23 protein-coding genes are annotated in these 23,554 nt (G+C 41.8%); 14 read left to right on the plus strand and 9 right to left on the minus strand.

The genetic code is table 11. The annotated features are described in order from the left end of the window. Positions 1-86 precede the first annotated feature (86 nt). From JJ941_RS04565 to JJ941_RS04585, 5 genes are all read left to right on the plus strand, one after another. A complete protein-coding gene (locus tag JJ941_RS04565; protein ID WP_349294203.1) occupies positions 87-476 on the plus strand; it encodes a 6-carboxytetrahydropterin synthase in 390 nt (129 codons plus the stop codon). Next, positions 469-1,119, plus strand: a complete 651-nt coding sequence (locus tag JJ941_RS04570; RefSeq protein ID WP_290962483.1) for a 7-carboxy-7-deazaguanine synthase QueE — start codon at positions 469-471, stop codon at positions 1,117-1,119. Before JJ941_RS04565 ends, JJ941_RS04570 begins: the two co-directional genes overlap by 8 nt. A gap of 7 nt (positions 1,120-1,126) precedes the next feature. Continuing rightward, positions 1,127-1,840 carry an SDR family oxidoreductase gene (locus JJ941_RS04575; RefSeq protein ID WP_290962484.1) on the plus strand — a complete coding sequence of 238 codons (714 nt, stop codon included), beginning with the start codon at positions 1,127-1,129 and terminating at the stop codon, positions 1,838-1,840. A gap of 507 nt (positions 1,841-2,347) precedes the next feature. Beyond that, on the plus strand, positions 2,348-2,737 hold the full coding sequence (locus JJ941_RS04580) for a hypothetical protein (RefSeq protein ID WP_290962485.1): 390 nt from the start codon (positions 2,348-2,350) through the stop codon (positions 2,735-2,737). Positions 2,738-2,831: 94 nt separating this feature from the next. Further along, positions 2,832-3,203: a hypothetical protein gene (locus JJ941_RS04585; protein WP_290962486.1), complete on the plus strand. Its 372-nt coding sequence runs from the start codon at positions 2,832-2,834 to the stop codon at positions 3,201-3,203. 16 nt (positions 3,204-3,219) lie between these two features. Here the strand turns inward: JJ941_RS04585 and JJ941_RS04590 are convergent, their stop codons facing one another. The 4 genes from JJ941_RS04590 to JJ941_RS04605 are packed head-to-tail and all read right to left on the minus strand — an operon-like array spanning position 3,220 to position 8,375. Continuing rightward, complete coding sequence (locus JJ941_RS04590) at positions 3,220-5,820, minus strand: c-type cytochrome (RefSeq protein WP_290962487.1); 2,601 nt, start codon at positions 5,818-5,820, stop codon at positions 3,220-3,222. A 59-nt stretch (positions 5,821-5,879) separates the two neighbouring features. Continuing rightward, positions 5,880-6,596 (minus strand): DUF1080 domain-containing protein, encoded by a 717-nt coding sequence (locus JJ941_RS04595; protein ID WP_290962488.1) that lies wholly within the window; start codon positions 6,594-6,596, stop codon positions 5,880-5,882. Between the two features lie 17 nt (positions 6,597-6,613). Then, complete coding sequence (locus tag JJ941_RS04600) at positions 6,614-7,804, minus strand: hypothetical protein (protein WP_290962489.1); 1,191 nt, start codon at positions 7,802-7,804, stop codon at positions 6,614-6,616. Then, on the minus strand, positions 7,782-8,375 hold the full coding sequence (locus tag JJ941_RS04605; RefSeq protein ID WP_290962490.1) for a hypothetical protein: 594 nt from the start codon (positions 8,373-8,375) through the stop codon (positions 7,782-7,784). The genes JJ941_RS04600 and JJ941_RS04605 overlap by 23 nt, the downstream gene beginning before the upstream one ends. On the opposite strand from JJ941_RS04605, the gene nei reads away from it, so the two are divergent. The 3 genes from nei (at position 8,374) to JJ941_RS04620 (ending at position 10,285) form a co-directional block, all read left to right on the plus strand. Then, on the plus strand, positions 8,374-9,201 hold the full coding sequence (nei, locus tag JJ941_RS04610; protein WP_290962491.1) for an endonuclease VIII: 828 nt from the start codon (positions 8,374-8,376) through the stop codon (positions 9,199-9,201). The genes JJ941_RS04605 and nei overlap by 2 nt on opposite strands. Before the next feature lie 73 nt (positions 9,202-9,274). After that, positions 9,275-9,766, plus strand: coding sequence for a DUF4920 domain-containing protein (locus JJ941_RS04615; RefSeq protein WP_290962492.1), 492 nt, complete (start codon positions 9,275-9,277; stop codon positions 9,764-9,766). Positions 9,767-9,793: 27 nt separating this feature from the next. Continuing rightward, a complete protein-coding gene (locus tag JJ941_RS04620; RefSeq protein ID WP_255135566.1) occupies positions 9,794-10,285 on the plus strand; it encodes a putative metallopeptidase in 492 nt (163 codons plus the stop codon). A 75-nt stretch (positions 10,286-10,360) separates the two neighbouring features. Here the strand turns inward: JJ941_RS04620 and JJ941_RS04625 are convergent, their stop codons facing one another. From JJ941_RS04625 to JJ941_RS04645, 5 genes are all read right to left on the minus strand, one after another. Further along, entirely contained in the window at positions 10,361-10,585 is a 225-nt protein-coding gene (locus tag JJ941_RS04625) for a translation initiation factor (protein ID WP_255135567.1), read from the minus strand. Between the two features lies 1 nt (position 10,586). Further along, positions 10,587-11,999, minus strand: a complete 1,413-nt coding sequence (locus tag JJ941_RS04630) for an MATE family efflux transporter (RefSeq protein WP_290962493.1) — start codon at positions 11,997-11,999, stop codon at positions 10,587-10,589. A 3-nt stretch (positions 12,000-12,002) separates the two neighbouring features. Beyond that, positions 12,003-12,563, minus strand: coding sequence for a hypothetical protein (locus JJ941_RS04635; RefSeq protein ID WP_290962494.1), 561 nt, complete (start codon positions 12,561-12,563; stop codon positions 12,003-12,005). A 127-nt stretch (positions 12,564-12,690) separates the two neighbouring features. Then, positions 12,691-14,145 carry a hypothetical protein gene (locus tag JJ941_RS04640; RefSeq protein ID WP_290962495.1) on the minus strand — a complete coding sequence of 485 codons (1,455 nt, stop codon included), beginning with the start codon at positions 14,143-14,145 and terminating at the stop codon, positions 12,691-12,693. A gap of 124 nt (positions 14,146-14,269) precedes the next feature. Next, entirely contained in the window at positions 14,270-15,490 is a 1,221-nt protein-coding gene (locus JJ941_RS04645) for an MFS transporter (protein WP_290962496.1), read from the minus strand. A 335-nt stretch (positions 15,491-15,825) separates the two neighbouring features. Here JJ941_RS04645 and JJ941_RS04650 point away from each other — a divergent pair, with 335 nt between their 5' ends. The 6 genes from JJ941_RS04650 (at position 15,826) to pilO (ending at position 23,549) form a co-directional block, all read left to right on the plus strand. Then, positions 15,826-17,163, plus strand: a complete 1,338-nt coding sequence (locus JJ941_RS04650; RefSeq protein WP_290962497.1) for a type II secretion system F family protein — start codon at positions 15,826-15,828, stop codon at positions 17,161-17,163. A gap of 9 nt (positions 17,164-17,172) precedes the next feature. After that, positions 17,173-18,948 (plus strand): ATPase, T2SS/T4P/T4SS family, encoded by a 1,776-nt coding sequence (locus JJ941_RS04655; RefSeq protein ID WP_290962498.1) that lies wholly within the window; start codon positions 17,173-17,175, stop codon positions 18,946-18,948. A gap of 79 nt (positions 18,949-19,027) precedes the next feature. Beyond that, on the plus strand, positions 19,028-19,534 hold the full coding sequence (locus JJ941_RS04660; protein ID WP_255135574.1) for a cyclic nucleotide-binding domain-containing protein: 507 nt from the start codon (positions 19,028-19,030) through the stop codon (positions 19,532-19,534). A 142-nt stretch (positions 19,535-19,676) separates the two neighbouring features. Beyond that, positions 19,677-20,924, plus strand: a complete 1,248-nt coding sequence (locus JJ941_RS04665) for an ATPase, T2SS/T4P/T4SS family (protein ID WP_290962499.1) — start codon at positions 19,677-19,679, stop codon at positions 20,922-20,924. 8 nt (positions 20,925-20,932) lie between these two features. After that, entirely contained in the window at positions 20,933-22,672 is a 1,740-nt protein-coding gene (locus JJ941_RS04670; RefSeq protein WP_290962500.1) for a hypothetical protein, read from the plus strand. Between the two features lie 7 nt (positions 22,673-22,679). Further along, positions 22,680-23,549, plus strand: coding sequence for a type 4a pilus biogenesis protein PilO (pilO, locus tag JJ941_RS04675; RefSeq protein WP_290962501.1), 870 nt, complete (start codon positions 22,680-22,682; stop codon positions 23,547-23,549). Positions 23,550-23,554: the final 5 nt, after the last annotated feature.

Consider the following 23,554-nt stretch of genomic DNA (forward strand, 5'->3'; position numbering starts at 1 on the left):
ACCCGTAATTTTGAGCCACGCCACAACGTGGCTTTTTTTATTGAATGATATCTCTAATTAATGATATCAAAATTACAGACTATATAATGCCAACCTGGACGCTACATACAGAATTTAAATTTGATGCTGCCCATTTTATCGAAGGATATGATGGGAAGTGCGGTAGAATGCATGGGCATTCTTACAAAGTGAAGATGACGGCTAAATCCAATAAGTTAAATCCTTCCCAATATTTGGAAACCCCGGATATGGTATGCGACTTCAAAGAACTGAAGTGGGCAGCCAAAGACTCAGAAAAGGGTGGGTTTGATCATGGATTTTTAAATGAACTGATGCCCGAGAATACGACGGCAGAGCGGATTGCTGAATTCATCCACAAAGAAACCAAAAGCCGGATTCCCGGAGAAATTGAGTTAACAGTTACGGTTTGGGAAACAGAAACCAGCTGGGTAGAATACACCGATAAAGATGTTTAAAACCGAAAATCATAACAATCTGCTTACAGATGCAAAAGACTTCCTGGAAGTGGAATATCCGGTGATGGAACATTTTTATACCATTCAGGGAGAAGGAGCCCACACGGGCCGGGCGTCATACTTTATTCGTACGGCAGGTTGTGATGTGAATTGCTGGTGGTGTGACGTTAAAGATAGCTGGGAAGAGGAAGGACACCCTAAGTTAACGGTTGGTGAGTTGGTAGATGCAGCTAAAGAAAGCGGAGCACCATTTGTTGTGATTACCGGGGGAGAGCCTCTTTTGCATGATTTATTACCGCTTACCCTTGGGTTAAAATCAGCCGGATTGCAGGTTCATATAGAAACCAGTGGTTCATCCCCATTATCAGGGCAGTTGGATTGGATCACCCTGTCGCCCAAACGGTTCAAAAAACCCACCGAAGAAGTATTTGCCTATGTGGATGAACTAAAGGTGGTTGTACTCACTAATAAAGATTTAAAGTGGGCAGAAGAGAACGCTGAAAAATGCCCGGCAGGAACAAAGCTGCTGCTCCAGCCTGAGTGGGAGACTCCGAAATCCATAGATCTGATTGTGGACTATGTGAAGGAAAACCCGGAATGGGGTATTAGTCTTCAGACGCATAAATTTTTAAAAGTACCGTAACAGTACCATGTCATTCAGCAACCAATCGGTAATTATAACAGGGGGCAGTAAAGGGATAGGCCTTTCTATTGCCAGGGTGTTTGCACGAAAAACAAATCACTCCCTTGTCTTAATTGCCCGAAATGAACAAGAATTAGCCGAAGCTAAAGAGGAATGTATTTCGGCCGGAGCTTCGAGGGTTGAAACTCTTTCCCTGGATATCACTAATGAGGACAAGATAGGGGAGATCGATTTTGGGAAGCTCAATCCGGGCGTTTTGATTAACAATGCCGGTTCATTCTTATTTAAAAAATTGGAGGATACATCCAATGAAGAGTTTGTATCCCAGTTTCAAATAAATGCTGCCGGTGCATTTAATCTCACAAAAGCTGTACTTCCTGAACTGAAGAACAAGGAAAGGGGGTTAATTGTAAATATAAGCTCTGTGGGAGCTTTGAGGGGTTTAAAAGACAGTGGGGCATACTCTATGTCCAAACATGCCTTGTTGGGCTACACACGCTCTCTCAGAAAAGAATTGATGGGTACAAATGTAGCTGTTACGGCCATTAATCTTGGTCAGACATACTCAACATCCTGGCATGAAGTTGATATCGATCCCATCAAGCTTATTGATCCTGAAGACGTTGGAAGGCTCATTGTATCTCTTTCAGAATTGAGCAGCAGAAGCGTTGCCGAAGAAATTACCTTGATGCCTCAGGGTGGAGAGGTGGCTCCGATGTAACTATTTCTATACCTCAATTCCAGTCTCAAGTCTTGTGGTACCTGAATGATCGAATACTCAAATAACCCTTCCAGGGTTAAGGCAATGATCCTTATTAAGGCAAAGGGGTTTAACCCTGGAAGGGTTATAGGGGATAAATCGAATATGAAAAGTATTAAAACTTCCTTAATCTACATCCAACCTAATTTTTATTTCGTAGATTGATTCGAGCCCGGTTAGGCATTGCAAAAAAAGAACCAATACGGTAATTTTTTCTGCGAATATTAAAATTTTTTAATTATGTTTTGTAACAATTGAAAAATAGATCACTCTTGTGATCAAGAAAAAACCAAACAACACTAAATAATTTCTAATTTACTTTGATGCAGTTATTACTAAAATTTGTATCAGATAAATTGAAAACAGTTTAACAAACACAAAACAACACTACAATAGGAGATCATCATGGGTCAACAACAATTACTTCTTGTAATTCTCGTAACAATCATCGTAGGTATTGCGACGGTTGTGGCTATTAACACATTCGGATCAGCTGCTGATTCAGCTAACCTTGACGCAGTTCGTCAGGATATTGCTACATTCGCTTCTTCAGCACAGGGCTACTTTATGAAGCCTGAAATGCTTGGCGGCGGTGGCGGTGACTGGGAAGGTATTACCTTCAATACAGTTGCTTTCCCGGCTGACGAAATCGCTAACGGCGGTTTAACAGCAGTAAACGCTAACGGTGTATATACTTTCTCTGCACCTGGTGCTACTGACACTACCTTTACCCTTACTGCTTATCCTGCTAGCCGTATTGACGGACCGGTTACCTCTTCAGTTAGTTCTGCAACTGGTAACGGACCTCTTACTGCGGATATCGGACCAGGTGGTATTTCTTGGATTGAAAATGACTAATATAGATTAGAATCTATATCATTAGTTTACAATGAATGGCTCCTGAAAGGGAGCCATTTTTTTTACTCCACTCTTATTTTATTCGGAGGTCAAAATGGGAAAAAGAGAACTACTGCTGGTCATATTAGTTACTGTACTTGTTGCCATTACAGTTTCAGTAGCTTTTAACACGTTTTCCAAGGGAGAGCTAAATCCTAACAGGTCAGCTACGTTGCAGGGTATGTATGAAGCAATAGGTAGATCTGTAGCCTATTATGAGCGCCCAAGAATTCAGGGAGGCGGTCAGAATTCTTTTGAGGATGTTACTTTGAAAGATCTTTATCTGCAAAGTGAAAATGGTCATGGTACTTATACCATTTCAGACAGAACCTATAATTCATTTCGTTTAGTGGGAAGACCAACAAATACTGATATTGTATTAGAGGTCATGGTTTATGCGGATTCCACCGTATGGATTCAAAGATAATACTTCGTTTCTTTACTTACTTCTTAAACAGCTTGCTCTCAGGATTACCTCCTGATCTCAAATAAGCAATCAAGTCCCTAAGCTCATCTTCATTTAACGGGTTCAGTAAATTTGCCGGCATCTGAGAAATGCTCGATGGTTCTACGGATTGAACCTGATTCTTACTCACCATAATTGCTGATTGGTCCGGGTCTCTCGGATATATTTTAAGGGTATCTGTTTCTTCTACAACCAGCCCAAGGATCAATTCTCCGCTCTTCAGCTTTACTTCTGAGCTGCTATACTGATCTGAAATAAGTGAATTTGGGTTGATAATATCTTCCAGTAAAACAGAAACTGACGATCTAAGGCCGATGGTGCTTAAATCCGGCCCAATATTTCCACCATAGCCGTTAAATCGGTGACAGGAAGCACAACCGGTGGCAAAAAAAGCATTCCTGCCATTCTCGAAGTTCCGATCGGTGAGGTGATCGGATACAGCTACGATAGCTTCGTTTACCGTCCAGTCCCGCCCGGGGCCCTCCGGAGGTTGTACTTCAAAATCAGGTTCCGTTATTAAACTTACACCCGTAATACCTGCTACGGCATCGTGCTCTTCTTCCGAGGCGTTGCTCAATGCATCATCCCTGATCTTCCTCAAATATCCGGTATAGCTTGAACCGCCCATTTTTCCGGAAGCTTCATTGATGTAAGTGAAATATTCCCTTCGTTGCTCAATGGTCCACCCGGTTTTGAGGTTTCTGAGCATAAACAGGTATTCGATTTCCTGTACCGGCGGCGGATTTTGTTGCATTTTCTCGATGGTTCCGTCCGGATGATCAACAACGCCTAACCAGTTGGGTTTGGAATCTCGGGGCTTTGGGTTCTGTACTAAAGCCAGGGCTTTTTCAATCACTCTTGAGTCTTCCAGGTAAACCAGCAAACGTATCAGCTCTGTATTGAGTCGGGTATTTTCAGAGGGCAGAAGTTGCTGCAGTTTATCCGTTATTAATTCTTTTTGTGCATTATCCGGGTCTCCAAGACGCATGATAACCAGCGATAATGCCCGCAAGTATCCTAATTTCTGGTCTGGGTTGAAAGAGTCGAGGTTTGTCTCAATCAACGAGTTGATGGCGTCTTCTCTGTATATTTGAGAGTCAGATCTAGCCAAGGCAATCAACCCATTTATCTTAGCCCAGGGCTTATCTTCATTAAGAGCTTTGTTAGCCCATAAATTCACAGGTTGAGATTCTACCGCAACACGCGCTGCATAGCGTATAAACTGATCGTCAGAATCAAGGTGAGGCCAGGCTTCCTGAATAGCTTTAGGGTTTGTTTTACCATGAAATTGTTCCAGATTTTTACGAATCTGGCGAGCTTGTTTAGCCTCGGTATTATCAGGGTAGGGAGCAGGGTCCGTTGCTTCATCACCGGTATAAACTACCCGGTATAGTTTGGTGTCATTCGACCTTCCGCCAATGATGAAATACAGGGCTCCATCTTTACCAATTACAGCATCTGTCAAAGGAAGTGCATTGCCGGATAGAAATTTCTCTGCCCTGGCTTTATAAGTAGCACCATCAGGAGTTAGGTGGAAAGCGTATATGGTTCCGTATAACCAATCGAGTGCAAACAAAGCATGCTGGTATTTAGCCGGAAATTTAGCCCCTGTACCAAATAAAATTCCGGTGGGAGAACCACGACCGGTATTTAATGTGGGGGGAAGGCTGTCTTCATAATACTCTTTCCACTTCCCGCTACCACTTCGCCAGCCATAGTCACTGCCACTTGTAACGTGAATAAGCCTCGTTGGGCGGTACCATGGCATGCCTAAATCCCATTCCATATCGGAATCAAACGTGAACAACTCCCCGTGGGGGTTCACGGCTGCATCATAAGGATTCCTATATCCGATACTGAACATTTCCCATTTTGAAGCATCAGGGTTAATTTTAGCTATGTAACCACCGGGCGCATAAATACCGCGGGCATTACCTCTGATATCCCACATCCGGGGAAGCAATAAATCCTCATCCCAATTAGGCAAACGGCTGGAGTTTAGTTCGGGCTCCGGCGTGTAATTTCCGTTGATCACATATAAGTCATTATCTGTAGCGGTATTAATAACGCTGTGATTTCCATGCTCAGCCAGTTTGGCCGGTCCACCAAGAAATTCCAGAACATCAAACTGATCATCACCACGTTCATTACTCATTTTGAATATACCTTTGCCGCCAACATTGGCATACAAGTCCTGATTCTTCCAGGCAAAGCCATTTACCCCCGACAGAGGAATGGTAACCTCTTCAATTTCAACCTCAGGATTCCCTTCAGTCTCATTTAACGTAACCCGGTACATACCTTTATTACTTTGATCGGAAGCTATCAATCGGCCCTGATTATCAACGGTGAGGGCAATCCAGGTGCCATAGCTGCCTCTCGGAACTTCATACAGCAGTTGTGCTTCAAAGCCGGGTAATGTTTGAATTTCAGAACTGGCCAGGTCTTGTTGGTTTACCTCCGGCTGAGTCTGTTCTGTTTGCTGATCTGAGGATGAAGTGCAGCCTGTAATAAATAAAAGCGCGGCTGAAATGATAGTGAGGTAAAAACTTCGATTTCGTTGGTTAATGCTATGCATGCAGAGTTAATAAAGGGTAAAATTCTTGATGATTTACTTAGCTAAAGTACTAATAGTGCTCATAATTTCTTCAATTGGATATTTCGGAACTCAACTCTCATTGGAGGTCCCAGGTGAAGCTGAAATCCTAATTTGTTACCGGCAGAATTTGACACTCCATCACCCATCAGGATAGTCATAACCTGACCGTTTATAAGATGGATGATGGAATTCCCACGGGCTATGATATGATATTGGTTCCAGGCATTATCAGTGGTATCAATTTTTGATATCAATGATTCCTGCGTTCCGGTTCTTGCTAAAACTTCAGAAGAAGTACCGTTCGTTAGGTTCACAATTTCTCCACGGTTTGCTAAGGTAGCTCGGCCTCTTTCTTCATACACATTCCCGGTATATTTATGTGAACCATCAAAGTCAGCCTGATAACCACGAAGCATAAATTCTTTTCCTTCCACGGGTTCGCTTCGGTAGTTGATACCGCTGTTTCCCTTTTGTGAAATCCTGAAGTCGGCCTTTAGCTCAAAGTCATGACCGGTGTTACCTTCCCAAATAAAGAAAGTATTCTCAATCAGGATATTATCAGGGGTGATCTCACCAATTAAGACTCCATCCTCAAATCGCCAATATCCATCCTTTCCGCTCCATTGGTTCAGTTTGCTGTCCGTTAAGATGGTCTGGAATTTGTTGTCTCCACTGGGAGTGGGAGATTTTGATGGTTCACAACCGGTAAGCAGCAGTAGAATAACGAAAGGGAGTATGCAAGCTTTCAGATTCATAGAATGGGTAATGATGGCTATTTCAATTCAAACATTCGGATTCTTTTTTGTTCTTCAGAAACATCGGTAAAAGCTATAAGAATACCACGATCTGATGTAGTTATCTGTGGAAATCCTGTACTTCTTTTTCCTGAGATATTTGGAATGGAATATTGTTCTAGTGGTTCACCTTTTAGGGAATAAGAGGCCAGGTTTAGCTGCCCGGAATCATCAACTGAAGAAAGCCAGCTAACCCAGATTTTGTCATCATTCATTAAGATATCCGTTCTTCCTATTGCATGTTGGCCATCTACTGAAATCACGGTATCATAAGTTAGGCCAAAATCATTGGATATGCCGAGTTGTACTTTTGGCTGTCCATTTGCACCTGTGAACCAACTTGTGGCAACGATTTTATTATGTGCATCGATAGCAGGGCCGTTCACGGGACAAGCGGCTATTTCCCAATTATCTTTGTGCACAACCTTGGGTTCGCTCCATCTCCCATCCCTGAAAACTGAGGAATAAATATCACGAATTTCATCTTCCGTACGGTTTCGGTAGTTCACAATAAATCCGCTCTCCGTTTTAGCTAACGAGGTGTTGCAACAATCACATACAGAATCATCAATGAGGAATTTCTCTATGACTTGACCCTTTCTGTCAATAATGGCTCCACGTAAGGTCATGGCCTTGCTGAGATCTGCATATTCGTGATGATCTCGCCCGGCAGTCTTGCGGCCATCTAACCATACCGCCATGAAGGTGGAATCGGAAGCAGGAAGCATACTCAGGAATCCGTGCTCGGTTGCAGTTTCATCCTGATGAGGGATAGTTCTTTCCGTCCATTCGTTATTGAAAGCTGAGATATTAACATCATAGGCATACGTTCCACCGGGTTTTTTATTAAGCCAGTGAGCTGCCATCGGTTGTCCATCTTTTCCAATGATGGAAGGATAATCTGCCCAGTTTAGAAACCAGGTAGAATCATCTGAAATAATAGTAGGTTCAGACCATGTACTGTTCTCAAAAGAGGCGTATTTTAACTCCGCAAGTTGTTCTCTTTCTTCCACCCAGCTCATAAAAACAGTGCCGGTATTATCAGTGTATAAAGAGGGCAGGGAGCTATTATCACCGGCTACAGACGGTATCTCCTGAAGTTGTACGTCAGCAGTTTTGGAGCAACTGTTTGCCAGTAAAAGAACGCTAAGAAGGATCAGTAATCTCATGTTGTTTTGTATATAATTGATAGGCTAAGAATATACCTAATACATGCAGTAGTATAACAATTCCAAAATACCATAATGGTTCGGATTGATAAGAATTATAAAATTCCATGGCTCTCCACCCAATCAAAATAACGCCAAAAATCAGAGCATTAAGAAGGGTATTTTTATTGATTACCGTGAGGATTAGCATAGAAACAAGCCACGTACTTGTAAGTACAGATAGCAATATCACAACAATCCAAACGGTGGATGGCAAGTGTGAAATGCCATAAAATTGGAAATCAATGCGATGATAAAAGGTGATGATAAGCCGGGCAAACCCTTCAAAAAAGAGGAATCCGGCAAATCCTGATGTAATGGCCAAAAAAGATTTCATGAACGGTTTTTTGCTGTGGATTGTATGGACTTCCAAGTCATTAACCAAACTTTTTACGTGAGAACGACCAACGACCAACGACCAACGACCAACGACCAACGACCAACGACCAACGACCAACGACCAACGACCAACGACCAACGACCAACGACCAACGAATAACGAATAACGAATAACGAATAAAAACGAAATCATGCCAGAAGGACCGGAAATTTGGAGAGCAGCAGATAAAATCAGTGAAGCCATTACAGGTAAGGAAATCGAAGAAGTATTTTTTGCTTTTGAAGAGCTTAAACCATTTGAGCAAGAGCTACAGGGTTTAAAAGTAGATTCCATCACCCCAAGAGGAAAAGCCATTGTTACTTCTTTTGAGAACCACCTGAATCTATATTCCCACAATCAGCTTTATGGAAAGTGGATGATTGGGAAAGATGGGAGTGAGCCCGAAACTAATCGGTCGCTGAGAGTGGCGATTCATACTTCTGATTCATCGGCCTTTTTATATTCTGCCTCCGAAATTGAAATGCTTGAGGACGGCGAAGTGGAGGCCCATCCCTATATAAAGAAACTTGGTCCGGATGTGGTGCACCCTGAAACCACGTATGATGAAGTATTGCAGCGGTACCAAAGCAGTTCGTTTAAGAACCGAAAGCTCTCAACGTTGCTATTAGATCAGGGTTTCTTAAGCGGTCTTGGAAATTATTTGAGAAGCGAAATCTTATTTTGTTCAGGCGTTGATCCTGAGTTTAGACCCAGAGATTGTAGTGAAGATCAAATAGAAGCATTGGCAAAACATTCACTCGAACTTTCGCGCAGATCCTACAAAACCGGCGGACTCACAACCCCCGATGATTTGGTAAAGGCGCTGAAAGAGGAGGGAGCTTCCAGAAAGCAATACCGGCACTATGCGTATGGAAGAGCGGATAAACCATGCTACAAATGCGGCAAGGAAATACAGGTTATGGAAACCGGTGGTCGAAAGATTTACTATTGTGAAACCGAACAGAAAACTACGAATTAAATAGCTGTTCCGGGTGCAATATTGGTGCTAAACTTTGTATGTTTGGGCTCCTAAAAAACTAAAGAAAGTAAACATGAAAAAGATATTTGTACCTGTAATTTTGATGTTACTGTCCACTCCTTTGCTTGCCCAGGAAGCAGAGGTTATCCGGCTTTCGGAGCCGGTTCAGGAAACAGAAACGTATGAAGTATTTGGTTCTGAAGTAGAGCAATGGAAAGAGGTAACATCACTTGTTTCGCTAATTGAATCTGAGAAAGAGCTTTCAGGAGAGCAAGTAACGATAGAAACAGAAGTAGCTAAAGTTTGCCAAAAGAAAGGCTGCTTTTTTGTGGCTAATCAGGATGGCTACTCTGCGCGGATCACCTTTAAGGATTATGGATTTTTCATTCCAACAGATTCCCAGGGCAAAACCGTTACATTAGTAGGAACTTTTACCGTCAAAGAGCTTTCTGAGGATCAGGCTAAGCATTATGCTGAAGACGCAGGCGAAGATGCTGAGGCAATCAAAGGCCCTCAAAAAGAGTATTCTATTGTAGCTACATCCGTCATGATTCCTAAATCATAACATTAATTTTAGATATTTAAACTATTCATGCCAGAGAACGATTTTTTACAAGCTGAAGCGACTATTCATTCAACCAAGCAATTGATGGAATCTCCGGAAGTGGAGGCCATTGCCAAGAAAGTTATTGAAAAGCATAAACTCGAATTTGGCCCTGCTGAGATCGGCTATTTTCTTGTTTACCCGAATCTTTCCAAACAGCGGGCGGCCAAGTGTATGAAAGCCAGCCGCGAAGTAAAACATTATTCCGGTAATGACTACCTGATAGAAATATCCGGGGAGTTGTGGGATATGCTCGATAATGAAACGAAGGAGATGATGCTCTACCACGAGCTTCTTCATGTAGACCCGACTTTTAAGTCTAAGACTCAGGAGTGGAAAATGACCATCCGTAAGCCGGATTTTGCAGACTTCTACACCATCAATGATAAATTTGGGAACGAGTGGTACAAGACTATTCAGGCCACAGCTTCTTCTCTATACGATCTGGATCCACGCCAGGAGAGTAAAGTAAAATTGTAAGGGGATAATAGGTTTTAGGCGATAGGCTTTAAGTGTTAGGAATGAGCCTAACACCTAACACCTTGCCACTAAAACCTATCTCACCTCGTAGCCTTCTTTTTCCAGGATTTTCTTGATTCGATCGACATGATCTCCCTGGATTTCAATGGTCTTGCCTTTTATAGTACCACCGGTGCCCAGCTGGGTTTTCAATTTCTTCTCTAAATCTTCGATTACCTGAGGGTTGTGGGTGATTCCTCGAATAACGGAAACCTGCTTTCCTCTTCGTCCGGCCGTTTCCATTTTTACACTAACTTTCATTCTATACTTTGGTTTTTTTCCAATTTCCGCGTCGGAACAATATAAAGCCTATTACGCCCAATAGTGATTCCGCAACTACTATAGAGTAAAAAACTCCTTCTTCGTTCCATTCAAGCGTTATGGCGAGGAAGTAAGCAAGCGGGATTTCGATAAGCCAGAAGCAAATAAGGTTGATGAGAGTGGGCGTTTTAGTATCACCGGCACCGTTAAAGGCCTGAATAATCACCATCCCGAAAGCATACGCCAGATATCCATAACTCATAATACGCAGGCATTTTGAGCCAACAGCAATGATGGCGGCATCATCAGTGAAAATGCTCACCAGGTTTTCGGAAAATATCAGGAAGCAAACCCCGACCAAGCCCAAAAATATCATATTGATGATAGCCGATATCCAGGTTGATTTCTCTGCTCTTTCGGGTTGATTGGCTCCCAGATTTTGCCCCACAAGGGTTGCAGCTGCGTTACTCATGCCCCAGGAAGGAAGAATGGAAAATATTAGTATGCGAATGGCAATGGTATATCCGGCCAAAGCAATACTTCCGAATTCAGCAATAATCCGTACAAGACCAACCCAACTGGCCGTAGCAATCAAGAACTGCCCTATACCGCCAATTGAAACCCGAATCATCCTTTTAAGGATCTCTGTTTGGATAGATATATGCCTTCTTAGGATGATAATTCGTCCTTTTCCATCAAACAGGCGGTAGAACTGGTAACATACACCGATTCCTCGTCCTATGGTTGTTGCTACTGCAGCTCCTGCTATTCCAAGCTCAGGAAAAGGGCCGTAACCAAAAATCAGAAGTGGGTCTAATACAATATTGATTCCATTGGCAATCCAAAGCACTCTCATTGCTATGGCGGCATCACCGGCTCCACGGAAAATAGAGTTGATCACAAACAGGAACATAATGACCAAATTCCCGCCTAACATAATGGCTGTGTAGGAGGAAAGGTGAGTGGCTATATTCTCATTTGCCCCCATCAGCTGCAAAATTTCTTTTGCATAAAATATCCCTGTTAAGGAAATAGGAGCAGAAATAATCAAGCAGACAAAAATAGCCTGAACGGCTGACTTTGCGGCATCATCTTTATTCTTCTCGCCAATTCGGCGTGATATGATAGCGGTGGTGGCCATGCTGAAGCCAATGGCGATGGCATATACAAGGGTGAGAACAGATTCGGTGATACCAACGGCCGCGACAGCATCTGCGCCAAGCTTGGAGACAAAGAAAATATCGACAACGGCGAAAATGGATTCCATCATCATCTCCAGCACCATGGGGATGGACAGAATTAATATAGCTCTGCTAATATTTCCTTTAGTAAAGTCGAGCTCGGTTCCAGCCAGAGAGGCTTTTATATCAACCCATATTGAATTTGGGGAAGTTTCTGGCTGTATTTCGGACATAGACTAATGTGGACGAGGGGAAAGAAAGTGGGAACCGTGAACGTGCCAGTTCTGTACTTTCCAGGCCATCTTTTCAATAAAAGAGGAGGGGGCTTTAAATAGTACTACAGAGTCTGACTTTCTGACTACCATACGATCCAGTTGATCAAATTCTTTGAATTCAAGAACTACAGGTGCTTTAATCTTATCTACGTTTCTGAGAAAATATTTTTCCTGTGGGGAAGCATACTTCACAACAGATCCGGTAAATCCGGTATAGACGCCATTTAGCTGTTCTGCGTTCTTAAAGATGACAAGTGGCGCTTTTTCATCAATAGAAGAAAAACAGTCATTGATGTTGGTATAACTTTCTTCTTCATAAGGTGTTACAATTTCTGCCAAATCAATGACAACTGCTTCACCTATGATTTCTCTTTTAAGTTCATCAAGGGCGGCTTCGCGATTAGTGGTAAAAGGTCCTGCATAAACAATCAGTGTATGCTCAGAATCGCCAAGGTTTCTGAATTTTTTTAGAAACTCTTTGTAGTTCACACTGTTGTATTCAAAAGTATTCTTTGCGTCCATATTCGAAAACTGTACCTGATTATTGATGAGCTTCAAAGGTAGCGGTTAGAACGATTGTAAGAAAGGCTTAAAACAAAAAAAGTCCGCCTGTTTAGGGCGGACTTTGGATAAATACTCAGAATGTAAATTAATTGACACTTTTTCTTCTGGTACCTGATATACCTGAGTACGTTGTTGTTTGTCCAGAAGGGGTGGTAACACTAATTTTAATAGTTAGATCTGCAGGATCTGCGGACTCCTCATCTGTATCGCGAATGGAAAACTGGAATTCAGTTGCGCCTGGACCAGGATATAGATAATTACCCAGTGTAAAATCGGTATCCCCGGTAACTTCAATATCATCGCCACCATCAATCGATATCTCTGTTCCCGCTGCCATTGGATTGCCATTAAGGTCGGTAACAGTGTAGGTAAAACTCGCACCTCCATTCGGTTGAAGGTCAAAAGTTGTTGGGTTTGCTGATATGGATGCACTCGAAGTTGAAAATACAATAATTACATTCTTTTCAATTTCCTGGTTGTTTCCATTTATGGTTCTGGCTGTTACTGTAGCATAACCATCACGGCCCCCACTTCCAGCTACATTGTCAGTTGGGCGAGGATCACCGGAAATAAGGTTCACAGTAACCTCTCCATCATCATTCGTATTTCCTGCACCTGAACCCTGAATAATGCCACCTGTGGTTGTGAAATAAACGGCCGTTCCTGGTTTAACAGGGTTGCCAAATTGGTCACCGAGAATTACCGTTAAAGGATTTCGGTTTCCGTTTATCGACCAACCCTCGAAATTGTAATTATCTGCAGCAATACTAAAGTGATCTAAGTCGGGAAATCCCCCATGGATGGTAATAGCTACAGGTCTTGACCGGATTGTAAGCCCTACGTCTTCACGGACAATTTCTGCTTGTATCTGTACTACTCCAGCTATATTTCCACTATACAAATTTGATGTAACGGTTCCGTTAGCATTCGTTGTTGCGGTTACTGGAGTTATCCCTTCTCCTCCATTAGGGCCGGAGATAATTGAAAACGTTACTTCTTCAGAATTATTCAAGTCAAGGTTTCTTCCAGATGAATCCTGAACCTGAAAAGTAAAGCTGGTATTAACGATACCGCCTGTTTCTGCAATGTTAATTGTTTCTTCAGTAATCCCATCAAGAATTATGGATGCAGCACCAGCAGAAGGTCCGGCTACACCTCCGTCATCATCTCCATCATCGCCTCCGTTGTCAGAGGTTTCAGGATCTAATTGAAAATTGAAATTCGTAATGTTATCACCAGAAGCTACCTGTACACTACGGCTGTCTGATACATAATCGGTTGCAGAAGCAGCTAAGGTTATATCAGTAAGTTCTGAAACGTCAATATTGCTGAATGAGTACTGACCGACTGAATCTGTTCGTGTAAAGTCACTGAATTCCTGAGGACTTGTAATTTGTACGGTAGCGTTTGCAATCGCATTACCATTCACAGAGTTGGTGACAGCACCCTGGATTACGACAGACTCGTCATCATTAGAAGTACAACCAACAAAAAACTGAATTAATAAAGCCGTGCAAAGAAGTAGAGATATTTTACGCATAGTTTTTTCTTTTATAGAGAACTAAGGGGATACTAAGTTACAATAAAATTCATTTCAAGTTAGAAATACGTTATAAATGAGAAAGAGGAGAGAAGGAGTCAGGTAATCTTATGGAATCAAAAGCTTAGGCATTTATTGGGTCGGCTTTTTCGGTATTCAAATCAGGTTCGGGCACGTATTTCCACACTACATAGGCCATCAGAAGGATCATTGCAGTGCCCATCAGTGTATTGCTTACATACCCCTGTTGTACATAAAACGGGCCTGCTATAGAACCACCAACCCCGTATCCTACCTGACCGATAGCTACCAACAAACTCATTAAAGACCCTCTGTTGTCGGATTTTATAAGTTGTGTTGATAAGGCCTGAAAAGGACTGATTCTCATCGCTATGAGAACCATGGCTGCAAAAAAGATGAGGTAGGCTACCCAAAATTCAGATACTACATAGGTGGTAATACCCATCACCACAGAAAGACCCAGGCAGGAAATGATGATGATCTTCTTGCGTCCGATACGATCTGATATTTTACCTGCGATAGGGCCGGTAATCACATTTGCCACGCCTCCCACAAAGAAAAGAGTTGCTATAGCCTTGCCATCCACTCCAAAAGAGGTTTCAAGCCAGGTGGGCAGGTAAACCACGTACACCGAGATACTCAAAAACATAACCACATAAGCAAAAGCAACAGCTCGTACTTCACTCCGCTTAAGTAGCTCGTAATATTTTGAGATCGAACCTTTAAAGGTAACCCTGTCTTTTGACAGCTCTACATTTGGCTGCGGAACTTTAAATAAGATAAGGATGAAGGTTAGGGCCATGATACAACCAAAGAGTACAAAAGGAATTCGGAAGCCAAATAAATCAGCGAGCAGTGTTCCGATGGGAATTCCTAAAATTTGCCCCATGGCGATACCGCTCATGACCCAGCCATTGGCCCAGCCTCTTCTCTCGTAGGGGAAGTAATCTCCAACATAGGCAACGGCAGCACCACTTAGCACACCGCCTGCCATGCCCGCTAAAGCCCTAACGATCAGAAGTCCAATAAATGAATCCACTAATCCATGAAGAAATAGGAAGAAGGAAATGCCACCTGTTCCAATCAGCAAAATCTTACGGCGTCCGATTTTATCAGACAGAGGCCCCATTATAATGGCAAAAAGACCAACCATTACTGCGTAAACGGTAACGAGGTTGCCTAAAATTTCAAATGGAGTTCCCAGTTGTTCACTGATGCGGGGCAGAATGGGTGAAATAATCATGACCTGACTACTTGCTGCAAAAACAAGTAGCCAGAGGGCAAAAATAATAAGGTAAGGGTTGCCGTCTTGCTTCTTCGTCATTCTGAATTATTTGAACCAAGATAGAGTGCAGATTTATAAAAAACAGTAAATAATTTTATGAGCAGTTCGGCTATTTTAAAACGATAATTAATGTTTTCTGAAGAGGTGTCGATGAACAATCAAATCACTTTAAAAAATTCAAATATACTTTTTATAACATTATTCTTATTTCTGAAAAAAAAGTAGTTTATTGTAACAAATTAGGATATATATCATCATTAAAAGGCAACCCGGTGTCGCTTTATTTTCGTACTCGATAAAAGTGGTACTATATTTAAAAGTAAAATTAATTCAGACGCGTCGTCTAAGAACCGAGAAGGGTAATTTTTAGCATTATGGCACAATTCAGGCTAAAAGCGATTTCGCAAAAAGGTAAAGTAGTTCAAACTGAATTTGAAGCTGACAATAAGAAAGAAGCTCAACTTAAAGTAGACAGGCTTTCGAAGACCAATGGATTGAAGATCCAGTCGGTGGACGAGAAAGTGATGTTTATGTATAAAGTGCAGCGACCGGGAAAGCCGGTGGTTACAGGTGAGCAGGAAGCATACAGTAAAGAAGAATTAGAAAAAGCGCTCGTTAAGCTTGGCTATAAAGTTAAAAGCATCAATAAAAAGCTTTTCGACTTCAAAGGCGGAGTGCCTCAGCAGGAAGTTGTGACCTTCATCCGGCTATCTTCTGATTTGCTGCAGCAGCAACTTCCTTATGATGAGATCCTGAACCTGCTGTACGAAGATACCCAGAACAAGCGGATGAAAGAGGTAATTAAAACCATCCAGAAAGACCTGAAGGATGGTAAAGAAGGTTCTGAGGTGTACGGAAAGCATGAAGATGTATTCGGTAAGTTTGCGGCTTATATGTTAAGTGTTGCCTCAACCTCAGGTAATATGGCCCTTGTTTTTGAAAGTACCGCAAAATTTATGGAGAGGGACGCTGAGTTTAAAAAGAATATGCGCCGTGCCCTTATGATGCCTGCGGTTACCGTATTGGCTGTAATTGGGGTTGTTCTGTTTTATGTGGGATATATTTTCCCTGCAACGGCCGAAATGTTCCTGGAAATGGATATCGCTCTTCCTCCAATGACGGCCGCTACCCTCGAAATGAGTTACTGGCTGCGGGATAACTGGGTATTGATTGTACTTTCATTCGTTATACCTATTGCTGGTTTTATCTATTTTGTTCGAACACCAAAGGGGCAGCTCTTTAAAGATAAATATATTATACATTTACCCGTTTTGGGTGATTTATTGCATAAAACAAGTATTGAGATTTTTGCCCGGGTGTTTTACACTCTCTATAGTGGTTCAGGACAAAACATCGAAGTTATTAAGGTGGCTTCTGAAGCATGCAGGAACAAATACATGGAAAAGCAGATTAAAGAAGTCGCGATACGAAAAATGCTGAAGGATGGTGCCGGACTTATCGAGTCGATGGAGGCTACCGGTGTTTTTACAAATACAGCTTTAAGTAGATTCAGGCTGGGTGCTGAGTCGGGTGCTTTAAGGGAAAATGCCAAACAGCTGGCCGAGTACTACGAAATTCAAACCACCTATAAGATGCAGTCGGTAATTGATATGATTAATCTGTTTATCAATATGTTTATCATGGTTGCGCTGATTGCTATTACTGTTGTTTCTTCTGAATCAGCCGTAATTCAGCCGAATTCAGGTGTCTAAGAGTTTTAAATGGGAAAAATAAACATACGCAGACATATTGGGGATATCCTTGTAAACAAGGGTATTATCACTAAAGAGCAGTTGCAAAAAGGCTTGTCGATTCTCTCAGAAGAACCAAAAGAGAGCAACCGTAGGCTGGGGCAAATTCTTTCACAGGACCTGGGATTGAACCGGCACCTGATCATGAAGGAAATTGCCAACATCTATGCCTTCCGCGAGGTTTTGAAAGATGTAGATGAAATTCCGGGAGAGGTTCTCGATCATATCAAAGAAAACCTGGAAGATCTCCCCAAAGAGATTGTAGATGAACTGGTACACCATAAGGCTCTTCCGTATCAGAAAACCAAGAATTCCATTGTAATTGCTGCGGCAGATCCATCTGATCCTAACATTCAAAGTGTACTCAATAAGATTAATTTCAAGCAGACGGAGTTAGTCTATTGTAAATACGAGTCGATTGAAGACATCCTGTCTAAAGTTTACGAGCAAAAGAATGAATTCCTGGACCTGCTCGAAGAAATCGATTATGAAGAGCCTGATTTAGATAAGAATCAGGAAGAAATTGACGAAGAAGAGATTGATGCCGAGATCAATCAGAGTATGCTTAATTCTTTGGTGGAAGGGATGTTGGTAGAATCAGTTCGCCAGGGAGTTAGTGATATGCACATCGTGCCAAGTTCCCCAACCACCACGGATATCCGGTTTCGTGTGGATGGTAAATTACAGCTTTGGTATCAACAGAAGAATGTGAAGCCGGAAGCTATTTCAGCCGTTATTAAAGATAAAACCCGTAATGTTGATCGTTTTGAGCGGGATGCCTCACAGGATGGTTTTATTCAGCGGCAAATTGATGGCGTTGGGATTCGGTACCGGGTTTCTATTATGCCCATTGTTGGGAAGCAGTACGATCGGAAGTTTGAGTCAATTGTAATTCGGGTTTTGGATGACCGAAATGTAATTCGTGACCTGGATAAACTGGGTTTGCAGAAGCAGGCGAAAGAAAATTTCATAAAATCAATCCAAAAACCCTCCGGTATCGTAATTATTACGGGTCCCACGGGAAGTGGTAAATCAACTACGTTGGTAGCCGCCTTGTACTATGTAATTGATCCGACAAAAAATGTGCTTACCGTAGAGGAACCTGTGGAGTACATTATTGAAGGAGCTAGGCAGCTAAAGATCAGTAATCATATGACCTTTGATCAGTCGATCAGGGGTATTCTCCGGCATGACCCTGATATTGTACTTGTAGGGGAGATGAGGGATTTAAAGACCGCCGAAATTGCTATTAAACTGGCTAATACCGGTCACTTAACCTTTTCAACCCTTCACACCAATGATGCGCCCAGTGCAATTTCCCGTTTGTTTAAGATGGGGGTTGAGCCATTTTTGATTGCAAATGCCGTAAACCTGGTAGTTGCCCAGCGTTTGATCAGGCGGTTGTGCAGTAATTGCAAGGAACAGTTTACACCACATCCCGAGACGGCCAAGGGAATTGGTTTTACCGATAAAGAAATTGAAGAAACAACATTCTACAAAGCGGTTGGCTGCGAAAAATGTAATGAAACAGGCTTTAAAGGCCGTGCGGGTATTCACGAGGCCCTTTATTTCTCAAAAGAGATAAAGCAAATGATTCTGGATGCCGGTGGCGATATTGATGAAGGAGCTATCAAAGAGATGGCAATGTCGCAAGGTATGCTTACATTGCGCGGGTCTGGCCGGGAGCGTGTGAAAGAAGGTGTTTCTACGATCGAAGAAATTGTGGCTGCAACTATTGAAGATTAATAAGCGGAAAACTTGAAATTAAATATTAACTTAATGCATATTGCTGTTATGCCAGTAGTAACCATTACAGGGGTTTAGTATGAGTACTGAGATGTCAAATTCCGGCGATGAATTAATGACCGATTACATAAAGAAGTTTTTGAAAGAACCTCCGTTGCTTCTGAAAAACTTCCATTATGAGGACGTTCTGGAGTTCCTTCAGTTAGGGAAGGAAGAAAGGTTTCTGTCTGATGAAATTATTTTGAATGAGTCGGAATATGTTAATTCAGCCTATTTAGTAGCTGAAGGAAAAGTATGTATTTGGAAGGATAACATACAGTTAGCTACGTTGGGAGAAGGTAATTTTTTAGGGGAAACTTTCTTATTCAGTAAAAATAATAGAATGGCTAAGGTTACAGCTGAGGGCGATTGTGTGGTACTCAGATACGAGCGATATGAAGCCCTTAATTTTTTCAGGAAAAAACCCGAAAAGCTGTTTAATATCTTTACAAAAAATATCATCGAAATACAGCAGCGAAAAATAAGTAACATGAACGTTCAATTACTCAACTTAAAGAAGAGGTTATTGAACGATACCAATTGGTAATACTGTAAACATCATTGTACGGCAAATTGATAAATTGCAAGCACATAAGCTTGGATTATTAGTTTTTTTTAATTTTTTTCGTAACAATAGGCCTTTACAGGTATCCTGTTATTTGTCATCAACAAATTGATTTGGCTTTATTATGGAGGCGGCAACCAAGAAATCCGAAAAGCTATCAGAACTGGTTCAGCCGGTTATTGATCAATTACCCCGAACTTCCAGGGGAATAGATCGCCACGTCCAGTTGGGAAATGTGGTTGATAACCTGGGGGACGATCACCGGGAGAGTCTTTCGGATATATTAGACGGCTACCTGAAAAGGATGCTGAAGAATGATGCTTCTGATATTGATTTAGGTGGTCCTGGCTGTGATGGCAGGGTTTGGTACCGAATTTATGGTGACAAAAAACCTGCAAAAGTACCCGTAAGCCTATCTTTGGATGAAACGAATGTACTATTGCATAACGCTATTCTTCCATCCCAGAGAAAAAAGCTAATAGAAGACAAGAATCTTGACTTTTCTTATTCAATAGAGCTTGGAAACGGCAAACAACAGCGTTTTCGGGCCGATATGTATTTTGACCTGGAGCACCTTGCGCTCAACATGCGTAAGATTGACAATACCATCCGCCCATTTAAGAACCTGAACGTACATACAGAGGTAGCCAAAGCTCTCAGTTTAAAGTACTACAAGTACGGTTTAACGCTTATTACTGGTATTACGGGTTCCGGTAAGTCATCTACACTGGATACCATTATAGACGCCAACAATCGGACGGTTGATTCTCATATTGTAATTATAGCCTCTCCGGTTGAATTAATACACACACCCATCAAATCGGTGGTTCGACACAGGGAAGTAGGCCGGGATGTTGAATCTTTTAAAGAAGGTGCAGTGCAGGCTCTTCGTCAGGATCCGGATATTATTGTGATTGGTGAGCTTCGAGATCCCGAAACTATTATGACAGCCCTGGAAATTACTGATTCCGGTCACAAAACCTTCGGAACTCTTCACACATCATCAGCCATGGAGAGTATTGAGCGTATTTTGGGTGAGGTTCCAACAGAAGAGCAGAACAGGGTTCGGGTGAGGTTGGCTGATGTTTTGACGTGCGTTGTCAGTCAAAAACTGGTCCCCAGCCTGGATGGAAAACGAGTATTAGCTAAAGAAGTATTGATGGTAAACACTTCTGTCAGGGCAGCAATTCGCAATAATAATATAGGGGAGATCTATCAGATGTTGATGGAAGGCGGAGAAAAAGGGATGAATACGATGGAACAAGATCTTAAGAGGCTGTACACCGATGGTATTATTTCTAAAGAAAATGCACTAAATCACGCCAACAACAAAACTAAAATGGTTCAACTGCTAAGTGAAGTTAATTACTAAGGCTGAATATGTTATCTAATAAGACATATACCGGAATTGTTGTTGACGAAGAGTTTCTGAAAGTTGCCCGTATTAAAATTACCGGTAAACAGGTTTCGTTAGTCAGTTTGGACAAAGTGCGCCTGGTGGAGAGCCTTAAGGGCAAAGCTAAAGCTGCCAAAGAAGAAGAAACAGTTGATGTTTTTGACAGCATTGATGACAGCCTTGATGATGAAGATGTAATTTTTGGTCTGGAAGAAGAGGAAGAAGATCAAACCGAGGAGTTGGATTTAGATGCTTTTGAGGATGATCTCGATGACCTTGATTTTGATAATCTCGACGATTTAGAGGGTTCCGATGAGATCGTTGATACCGATATGGTCGACGAAACCGAAGCGGCGGCATCTAATGAACTGCTATTATATAACCTTTTAAGCTCTACAGATTCCAAGAGGGTGGATGTTGGTCTAAGTATCCCTGCCGGACAAACTATTTTCCAGATCCTTAAAGATGTTGACTTTTCCGAGACCAAAAAGAAAGACCTTCAGATTATCGTAGATGATCGTCTCGAAGCCCTTCATGGGGTATCCAAAGCCGAAGATTATTACTCATATTCGGTACGTGATGACGGAGCCCTGCTCCTTACCTCTATTGATGATGAGCCGGATTTACTGAAACTGATGAACCGAACCCGTGACATGTATCGCGGAAAATTGTTCATCAATGAGATCTTACCGGATGAAATTCTTCTATTGGGGCTGATCAGGGCAAATTATGAGCTTGAGATAAACAGTATTACCGGTGTGGTTCAGTTTGGTGAAAAGACCAGCAGAATCCTGTTTTTAAAAGGCTCTCAGCTATGGATTGTATCACCGATAATTACCGAAGGAATTAAGAATCCTAAATTTCTGAATACAATATTCAGTAAAATCCTTTTCCAGCTCGATACCGGTGAGGTTCCGAACCTTGATCGGCTTATCATATGTAATAATTCGCTGGGAGATGATGCAATCGAGTTCTTTGAGGAGCGTTTTCAGGATGTAAACGTTTCAGAGTTTGAATTTTCTGATGATTTCTTTGACGCCGAAGATATCAATCCTTCCTCCATTCCTGCTTTCACTACTGCAATTGGTGCTGCATGGTCGGCTTCCGGATTTCAAAAAGACAATTTCCCAAGCATTTCTTTCTTGCCTAGTTATGTAATAGACAGGCAGAAGATTTTTAAGCTGCAATGGCATGGATTTTTACTATTGCTTTTGATTTTGCTTACGCCAATTGTATCAAACCACTTTTATACTCAGAATGCGGTAGAAATAGATCGCCTGAGAAATGAAGTGAGCACATTAAATTCTCAAATACAATCGCTTGAGCCCACCGTTCAGCGTTATAATCAAATAAGTTCCGACTTAGAACAAATTCAGGCTAAGCTTGTGCTATTGAGTGAGCTGAACCAGGGAACCTTACGCTGGAGCAAGAACCTCGATCGAATTAATAGTGGGGTAGATGATGTAAACTCTGTCTGGCTCACTTCAGCTACCACTCTCCCAAATGGTGATATCGAATTAAGCGGATATGCTGTTTACAGAGAGCGAATAGCAGAGTTGGCGGATGTATTTGAAGATGCAACGCTTTTGAATGTTACCTCAGATCAAATCCGGGAACAGGATGTTTACAGCTTTACTTATGTTGTTTCAGAGTTTTTTGAGGATGAAAGCATTTACACCCCACAAAGTGTGCAGGGAATTGAAGAATTAATACAAGGGAACTAATAGTCAATTGTCATACGCGGTCCGAAATACCATCATTCTGTTAGTAACACTTACGCTGTTTGTAGGTGCTGCTTTCTCTTATATCAAGTTTTTCCAAATGTCTGAATTGCAAGAGCTTCAGACTTCGGTAACGGAAAAGCAAAAGGATTTTAACAGCAAGAAGGCTACCAGTGACGCCTTTCCGGCTTTAAATCAAAGATACCAACAGGCGCTTTCTATCATTGAAAATGCAGATAAATCCCTTTTTAAATCACCTAACCCAGATGATATTTACGATTATCTGAACTATATAAGTAATAGCAGTACATCGTCTAAAGTGTTTTTTGATTTTGTTTTCGTTGACTCCACAGCTCAGGATCAGTATGGAATTGTGAATGCTGAAATAAACGGATACGGCTCTTACACTAACTTCGTGAACTTTGTGAATAAGATTGAGAACAGCCAGCTGTTGAATAAAATCTCTGAGATTACACTCACACCGCCCAGCTCTAATCCTGAAGAGCTCAATGACATTACTTTTACTTTTATTTTAGAAAGCTATTACGAGCGCATCCCCATCCAGGATGGTTTGACACTGACCAGCCAGCTCACAATGGATGAACGCGTTTCAACATTTAACCCATTTTACCCACTTATACAGGAAGTAATTCCTCCTAATGATGATAATCTCATTAATGTGGAACAAAGCAGATTAATAGGCCTTACTGCATCGCGAATATTTCTCGTAGATCAGGGAGGAAACATAAATTCACTTAGAAAAGGGGATGAAGTGTACCTTGGTGAATTAGAATCTATAGACCTTAAAAATAAATCCGCTACTTTTAATCTAAACAAAGGTGGCATCACGGAATTGGTTACCTTGGAGATAGAGCGATGAAACCC

The sequence above is a fragment of the Gracilimonas sp. genome (assembly GCF_017641085.1).
Lineage (GTDB): Bacteria > Bacteroidota > Rhodothermia > Balneolales > Balneolaceae > Gracilimonas.